Consider the following 6327-nt stretch of genomic DNA (forward strand, 5'->3'; position numbering starts at 1 on the left):
AATGGGACGCATACTTACACTAATTCGTCATGGACAAAGTGAATGGAATCTCAAAAACCTTTTTACCGGTTGGAAAGATCCTGATTTAACAGAAAAAGGTCATGCCGAAGCGATAGCAGCAGGAAAAAAACTGAAAGAATATGGTTTGAAGTTTGATATCGCTTATACATCAGCCTTACAGCGTGCTCAAAAAACCGCTCAGCACATTTTAGAGCAAATGGGACAATCAGATTTAGAAGTGATAAAAAATCCCGCATTAAATGAACGTAATTATGGTGATCTTTCTGGTTTAAATAAAGATGAAGTACGCCAACAATGGGGGCAAGAGCAAGTGCAAATGTGGCGCCGCTCCTATACGATTGCGCCGCCGAATGGAGAAAGCCTACGCGACACCGGTGCGCGCATCTGGCCTTATTATCTTTACCATATCCAGCCTTATATTTTGCGCTCTCAAACTGTTTTGATCGCAGCACATGGAAATTCTCTTCGTGCTCTTATTATGGCGCTTGAAGGTCTCTCCGGTGAGGAAATTATATCTCAAGAATTAGCGACCGGCATTCCTATTATTTACACATTTAATCCGGATTCAACAATTTTATCAAAGACAGTCCTCACACCTTAAACTTCTAAAATCATGATCTCTCTCAAAAGTTCAATGCTATCGTTTTAAGCTGAAAAAATAAATTCTATAATTTTATTGACAGAGTTGCTTCATGCGCTTAGATGAATTTTATAAGCCCAGATGGCGGAATTGGTAGACGCGCAGGTTTCAGGTACCTGTGCCGTAAGGCGTGGAGGTTCGAGTCCTCTTTTGGGCACCATTTTGTATCTTTAACACATTAAATATATAGATTTTTTCTTTAAAGAGCTATTTTAAGACCAACTTTTAGACCACCTTCTACGGTTTATACAACTTTAGCTAATTTGTTCCTTATTTTTCTTTGGAGTGAAGGATAAGATCTCTTTCTTTCTCCATCTCACTGCTCTCCCTAGCTTATATAGCTCTGGCCCCCTTGAAGCACCCAATTACGAATCGTGGTTGTGGATACACTAAAAAACTTTGCACACTCACGTGTTATTACATATCCATCTCCATCATCAAATATCATCTCATTACCTTTCTCTTTTTTATATTAATTAAATGGGCGGGGGTGCTGGGAGGAGAGAGCTCCCCCATAGGTTTAAGCAGCTTTTGTCAAAATCTTTTGCATCTCTTGTTCTATTTCCCCTAAAAAGATTTCGACAGCTTTATTAATCTCTTCAATGTGTTTCTCATCGCGGTTGACGCGTTTGATTTTCATTCTCAAACCAGTAGATTTGCCTACAAAGTTTGGATTATAGCTCATGAAATCACACCATTTGCGTCCAGTGCATGCCATTTGGAATTGCACCTGTGCGATATATTCAGGCTTGATTTCGTCATACATAAAGAAGCGCAAATGCGTGGTTGATTGTGGACATTTGACTTCGATTAAACCGTCCTCTCCAATCAACCCATCAGGACTTGCCCCCGCTATTTCCATTTTTGGGTGTGGGATAAACCCGCATCTTGTGACTTCTGCGTCATAAATGAATTCATATTCTCTTAAGGCATTCTCTTCATGTTCAATGCCCCATTGCATAGCAGGTGTTGTATAAGATTGGCTTATTTCCCCTATTAAGCGTTCTGTCATGAGTTTCGTTTTGTAATCTTCATATTTGCTTGTAGGCAAACCTTTTGCTGTCTTACTGAGTACGTTGTAAACGTTTGAAGCAGTGACTTTACCCAAGCGCGCTTGAAACCATTCCGCTGTTCTTTGTTCCATCTCACACCGCCGTTCCCTGTTCGTGTGGCGTTGCTATATCGGTATCTTGTATAGTAGAATCTGTTTCTACCTTTTGCCTGTTTTGTTTATCTTTCAAAAGATGTAACACCGTTTGTGCTTATACTTCAGACATATCATCAAGCTTTTTAACGTTGTCTCTGCTATCCAGTCCCGCAGAATCGATCTGAAACCATGAAGTCTATAATCAAAACCTTTGTCTTTCATGAATTTAGGAAGTGCTACATCAGATATAGGCTTTCCAAAACTCTCAACAAATAAAAAACCATTTTTTTGCTTTTTCAATAACAGCAAGCGCTTCAGCTGTAAGCGGCACATGAAAATCAGAAACCTTTCCAACAATTCTCTTCATATTTTCTTTTGGGATAATCCATATTGATCCATAAATCTCTAAATATGCCTGATTGGTATAAAAAAACCGTCAAAATAAGAAGTTTTAAAGCTAGATGTGATACAAGCTCATCATTTTAAGATTGAAAAAACTTAGGCATTTCTTTCCATGGCATAGCTGGAATATTTGGGGCATTTTGAATAAACTTTTCTAATAAAGCTTTTGCTTTTAATTGCATATCTACATTTATACCAAGTGCCGCCGCATGTTTTATAGCTATATTCAAGCGGGGATAGAGCTTTACTTGCTGTTTCGTTTTTTGTCTTCCAAATGGGAAAAATGCATCCTTTTATATCAATTTGCGTCAGTTCAATGATTGGCGTATCATCAAGTTTAGGAAAAACATGTAACTCAAGAGGTGTTAACCAGCTTGCTGCTTTTCCTTCATTTTTCAATTCGTTTTTTTGGTTTCAAAAGCACTAGAGGCAATTTCTCGTAAAGAAATACCCCCCTGCTCGACGTAAATTTTCTTTTTGTTTTCGGCGAATCGGGTCAATTCTTTGATCTAAAAGATCACGACAAGCTAAAGCTTTGAACAGTGCTTCTTTTAAAGATACATTGCGACAAGAGCCTAATCCCATTTCTCGTCGTATTTATATTGAGGTCAAACCTAAAAACCCATCATCCTTGATCTGGTGTAGTTTTGATAAGCCATAAACCAGCTCTGTCAGCATATTTTCCTTTAGATAGATTTTTTACAGATAAGACAGACAGTCTATCACGTTCTTCGAACCACCTTTTAAAAACCACCTTTTGAATTGCACTTGGAGCACTTTCATCTGGTACCAAGATTATATATAAAAGGCAATCTAATAAATAAAATAAAATAAAAACAATTAGTTATTAAACAGAAAAAAGATAAACTGTGCTATCAGGTGATATTGTAGAGAGTTCTAAGGGAAGAAAAAATTGTTGCACAAACGTGCAGCCGTCCGCACCACGATATGTGGATTTCCCCTTATTTTTCAGTAATTTATTAGAAATTAGAAAAAATTAAACCACCTTCTAAACCACCTTTTAAAACCCTATCATAACGCTATCAGATGGTATTGAGATAGTACTAAAATACGAATCATTGCTGCTTTTTTGAGGCATATTTTGGAACTAAATCACCATACCATGTTTTGCTTCGACTCCCCAATTCCCCTCCCCGCCATAAAAGACGAGGAGATAGAATCAATTTTCCAAACTAAGCAGCTTTCGTAACAGACCTTGCTAAAACCCGCTTAGCTTCTTTAATGAGAGCTTTATATTTTCTATTCTCTTCATCGACTCTAAAAGCATCAACAAGACGCACATGGATAGGACCTAAAAGATACAAAGCTTTTTCACCAGCACTCATACCCTCCCAATGGCTTGGTAAATCAAAGCGTGTATCATTATCATAATCAACAGATTGGCTTTTTAACTTTTTCTCACACTCAATAAAGTAACGACGAGCTTGTCTGCCTTTCTCATTGCGTTCAACCATGGAAAGCTCTTTTGCCATGTCTAGAGTGAGGTGATATTCGATACTTGGACGACCACCTTTAGGTTTCGGTAAATTTTTACCGAAACTCATAACACCTTGATTTTCTTGATGGGCATTAGGTTTTACTAAATTTTTAGTAAAACTCACAAAGTCCTTATTTTCTAGGAAACCGTATTCTTTAATACGATTAATAATCCAATCGTTAAAACGAGATGTGACCTTCAAAAACGTATGCAACTCACGTGCATTTACTGTTTGAACTATTTCTTGATCAATTGTTTGTTCCGTAATTTTTATAAGAATGTTCATAATGAACTCCTATCGATTAGAGGTTTCTTATTGACATTCCAGAGGAATGCCGGGCGCTAAGAAACACGGTCGATAGTCCGTCGCTATGCTTTCCCCATAAGGGTATTGTATGGCATAGCTACACCCGACAAAACCTTTATATGCTACACGCATACAACGAGTCAAAGTCTTTAAGGCGCGGGGAGAAAAGATTGTTTCGGCAATCTATCCGCTATCGATTCAAGATGTTTCTTAGGCACCTGATTCGACAATAGACACATTGTTATAATCCTGTCAAGTCGCTCCTGTTATAAATGCAGCCCACTGTTCCAAGAGAGCATGGCGTTGTTCCAAAAAATCTGTTCGCATATAAGCTATTACTATCCCATACAGCATTTTGATTGTTGATGATCAATTGCAAAACGGAGTGTTGATATTGAGAAGTTTTATTATACCGTCGTTTTTACAAAACGAGCTGTTTAAGCGTCTCTCAACACTTCTTTGAGTCTTGATAGAACTATTAAGAGAATATACCGGAATCCTATCATCTTTACAATTTTCACACCATTTCCCATCTTTAATTTTATAGTGAAATCCTGATTGGATCATACAAGCATGAATCATCGACCATTCATGAATGCCTAATTTGCTATTGTCTATACCGCTACTATAAGGAGATAGCGCACCACACTCTAATAGTGCTTTTCCTACCTCAGTAGAGTTTACACCTGGCTTTTCCCATATAACAAAGGATGTTGAAGGAGGCTTTGAGTTACATCCAGCCATATTTAATAAAGCTATGCAGCTTAATAATTTTAAAGTTTGTTTCATTTTTCCCCTTTTTTAATAGATTTATTGACTATGAGAAGGCTTTAAAGCCTGTTGATGTTTCTTATCTCCATTTTTCAAATTTGTCACTGAACTTCCAGCAAATAGAACACCCTTTTTTCAAAAGGGTGAGATTTCAAATCCAACCCTTCCAAATTCTTGAAAGTCTTCAATATTTTGATGTACAAGCTTTATAACTGTAGCGTGGCTATTCCCCACACCCTCTGTAATTTTTAAAGAGATCTTAACGGCAATACCATCATTACCGATTGTCACTAAATTATTCATGATCAAGCTATTATCAATAATTTTCTGTCATTTTTGTTAACCTGTCTCTACGAGCAGTTCGTTACTTTGGACTTCTTCAAGACAATTCTACAGAATCTCTTTCAGTTTTTTTAGCTTCAATATAACGATCAATTTCAACAAGATCCCATTTTAGGTATCGTCCTTCTTGTATAGGCTTAGGAAAAGCTCCGATTTTTACAAGCTCTCTAATATATGTCATTGACATTCCGAGATAAATTGAGAGATCTTGTATATTGACAAGCCGTTGCAAACGCATCGACAGTAAAGCTTGTTCGAATAAGCTTACTTTTTCTATTGAGGCAGTTAATTTTTCTTCGTTCATTTAAAACTTTCCTTATTATCTAAGTGTTGAGAATAATTATAAATAGGCGGGGGTGCTGGGAGGAGAGAGCACCCCCATAACGTCAAGCGGCTTTTGTCAAAATCTTTTGCATCTCTTGTTCTATTTCTGCTAAAAAAGCTTCGACCGCTTGATTAATCTGTTCAATGTGTTCTTCATCACGGTGAATGCGTTTGATTTTCATGCGTAAGTATGTTGATTGCCTCGTAAAACGTGGGTCATAACTGATAAAATCACACCATTTTCGTCCCGTACAAGCCATTTGGAATTGTATTTGCGCGCTATATTCAGGCTTTATAGTGTCATCTATAAAGAAGCGTAAATGGTTTGGTGATTGTGGACATTTGACTTCAACTAAACCGTCATCACCAACAAACCCATCAGGACTAGCACCAGCCATTTTGATTGTGGGGTGTTGTATGAAACCACACTCTATGATCTCTGTATCATAAATAAATGCATATTCTTTCAAGGCATCTTCTTCATGTTCAATGCCCCATTGCATAGCCGGCGTTGGATAAGATTGGCTTACTTCACCAGTTAAACGTTCTGTTATAAGTTTGATTTTGTAGTCTTCATATTTGTTTGTCGGCATTCCCTTTGCTGTTTTACTCAGTAGGTTGTAAACGTTTGAAGCGGTGACTTTTCCCAAGCGGGCCTGAAACCATTGTGCTGTTCTTTGTTCCATTTCACACCGCCGTTTGTTGTTGAGTTGGTGCATATTCAATATCTTGTATAGGTGCATCTAATTGCTCTTGTTGTGCTTTATTCATTTGCTTTCGCTGCTTTTTTTTCAAAGCAAACAAAGCGGTTTGTGCTTGTTTAAAAGACATATCTTTTAGATTTTTTACTCCTATGAAAGAGAGAAGCCTACTTT

Annotated in this window: 9 protein-coding genes, 1 tRNA gene and 3 pseudogenes; 2 read left to right on the forward strand and 11 right to left on the reverse strand. The window is 37.5% G+C overall.

All coding sequences use genetic code 11. The features are described 5' to 3' along the window. The first annotated feature begins 1 nt into the window (after nucleotide 1). Both ACFINX_RS07180 and ACFINX_RS07185 read left to right on the forward strand, forming a co-directional pair. The gene (locus tag ACFINX_RS07180) at nucleotides 2–622 is read left to right on the forward strand and encodes a 2,3-bisphosphoglycerate-dependent phosphoglycerate mutase (protein ID WP_375668552.1); all 621 of its coding nucleotides are present in this window, start codon (nucleotides 2–4) and stop codon (nucleotides 620–622) included. Between the two features lie 114 nt (nucleotides 623–736). Next, nucleotides 737–821 (forward strand) — tRNA-Leu (locus ACFINX_RS07185). 94 nt (nucleotides 822–915) lie between these two features. Here ACFINX_RS07185 and ACFINX_RS07190 read toward each other — a convergent pair. From ACFINX_RS07190 to ACFINX_RS07240, 11 genes and pseudogenes are all read right to left on the reverse strand, one after another. Continuing rightward, nucleotides 916–1109, reverse strand: a pseudogene (locus ACFINX_RS07190) (helix-turn-helix transcriptional regulator). 72 nt (nucleotides 1110–1181) lie between these two features. Further along, complete coding sequence (locus ACFINX_RS07195) at nucleotides 1182–1805, reverse strand: lambda exonuclease family protein (protein ID WP_375668553.1); 624 nt, start codon at nucleotides 1803–1805, stop codon at nucleotides 1182–1184. A 501-nt stretch (nucleotides 1806–2306) separates the two neighbouring features. Beyond that, on the reverse strand, nucleotides 2307–2609 hold the full coding sequence (locus ACFINX_RS07200; RefSeq protein ID WP_375668554.1) for a phage integrase central domain-containing protein: 303 nt from the start codon (nucleotides 2607–2609) through the stop codon (nucleotides 2307–2309). Between the two features lie 24 nt (nucleotides 2610–2633). Continuing rightward, complete coding sequence (locus ACFINX_RS07205) at nucleotides 2634–2795, reverse strand: hypothetical protein (RefSeq protein WP_375613490.1); 162 nt, start codon at nucleotides 2793–2795, stop codon at nucleotides 2634–2636. Nucleotides 2796–3403: 608 nt separating this feature from the next. Next, nucleotides 3404–3994 carry an antA/AntB antirepressor family protein gene (locus ACFINX_RS07210; protein ID WP_375660170.1) on the reverse strand — a complete coding sequence of 197 codons (591 nt, stop codon included), beginning with the start codon at nucleotides 3992–3994 and terminating at the stop codon, nucleotides 3404–3406. Nucleotides 3995–4267: 273 nt separating this feature from the next. Continuing rightward, a pseudogene (locus ACFINX_RS07215) lies at nucleotides 4268–4348 on the reverse strand (integrase dna protein); the annotation flags it as partial. Nucleotides 4349–4384: 36 nt separating this feature from the next. Next, nucleotides 4385–4804, reverse strand: a complete 420-nt coding sequence (locus ACFINX_RS07220) for a hypothetical protein (RefSeq protein ID WP_375607459.1) — start codon at nucleotides 4802–4804, stop codon at nucleotides 4385–4387. Nucleotides 4805–4921: 117 nt separating this feature from the next. Then, nucleotides 4922–5089, reverse strand: a complete 168-nt coding sequence (locus tag ACFINX_RS07225; protein ID WP_167309078.1) for a hypothetical protein — start codon at nucleotides 5087–5089, stop codon at nucleotides 4922–4924. Nucleotides 5090–5165: 76 nt separating this feature from the next. Beyond that, the gene (locus tag ACFINX_RS07230) at nucleotides 5166–5432 is read right to left on the reverse strand and encodes an AlpA family transcriptional regulator (RefSeq protein WP_019221612.1); all 267 of its coding nucleotides are present in this window, start codon (nucleotides 5430–5432) and stop codon (nucleotides 5166–5168) included. Between the two features lie 82 nt (nucleotides 5433–5514). Continuing rightward, a complete protein-coding gene (locus ACFINX_RS07235; RefSeq protein WP_273790348.1) occupies nucleotides 5515–6138 on the reverse strand; it encodes a lambda exonuclease family protein in 624 nt (207 codons plus the stop codon). Between the two features lies 1 nt (nucleotide 6139). Continuing rightward, nucleotides 6140–6327, reverse strand: a pseudogene (locus tag ACFINX_RS07240) (recombinase); the annotation flags it as partial.

The organism is Bartonella sp. AP36NXGY (assembly GCF_042195865.1).
Taxonomy (GTDB): Bacteria; Pseudomonadota; Alphaproteobacteria; order Rhizobiales; family Rhizobiaceae; genus Bartonella.

Excerpts from the sequence above, each read along its gene's own strand:
- ACFINX_RS07180 (WP_375668552.1), top strand. The coding sequence starts at position 2 with ATGGGACGCATACTTACACTAATTCGTCATGGACAAAGTGAATGGAAT.
- ACFINX_RS07195 (WP_375668553.1), bottom strand. The coding sequence starts at position 1,805 with ATGGAACAAAGAACAGCGGAATGGTTTCAAGCGCGCTTGGGTAAAGTC.
- ACFINX_RS07205 (WP_375613490.1), bottom strand. The coding sequence starts at position 2,795 with ATGGGATTAGGCTCTTGTCGCAATGTATCTTTAAAAGAAGCACTGTTC.
- ACFINX_RS07210 (WP_375660170.1), bottom strand. The coding sequence starts at position 3,994 with ATGAACATTCTTATAAAAATTACGGAACAAACAATTGATCAAGAAATA.
- ACFINX_RS07220 (WP_375607459.1), bottom strand. The coding sequence starts at position 4,804 with ATGAAACAAACTTTAAAATTATTAAGCTGCATAGCTTTATTAAATATG.
- ACFINX_RS07225 (WP_167309078.1), bottom strand. The coding sequence starts at position 5,089 with ATGAATAATTTAGTGACAATCGGTAATGATGGTATTGCCGTTAAGATC.
- ACFINX_RS07230 (WP_019221612.1), bottom strand. The coding sequence starts at position 5,432 with ATGAACGAAGAAAAATTAACTGCCTCAATAGAAAAAGTAAGCTTATTC.
- ACFINX_RS07235 (WP_273790348.1), bottom strand. The coding sequence starts at position 6,138 with ATGGAACAAAGAACAGCACAATGGTTTCAGGCCCGCTTGGGAAAAGTC.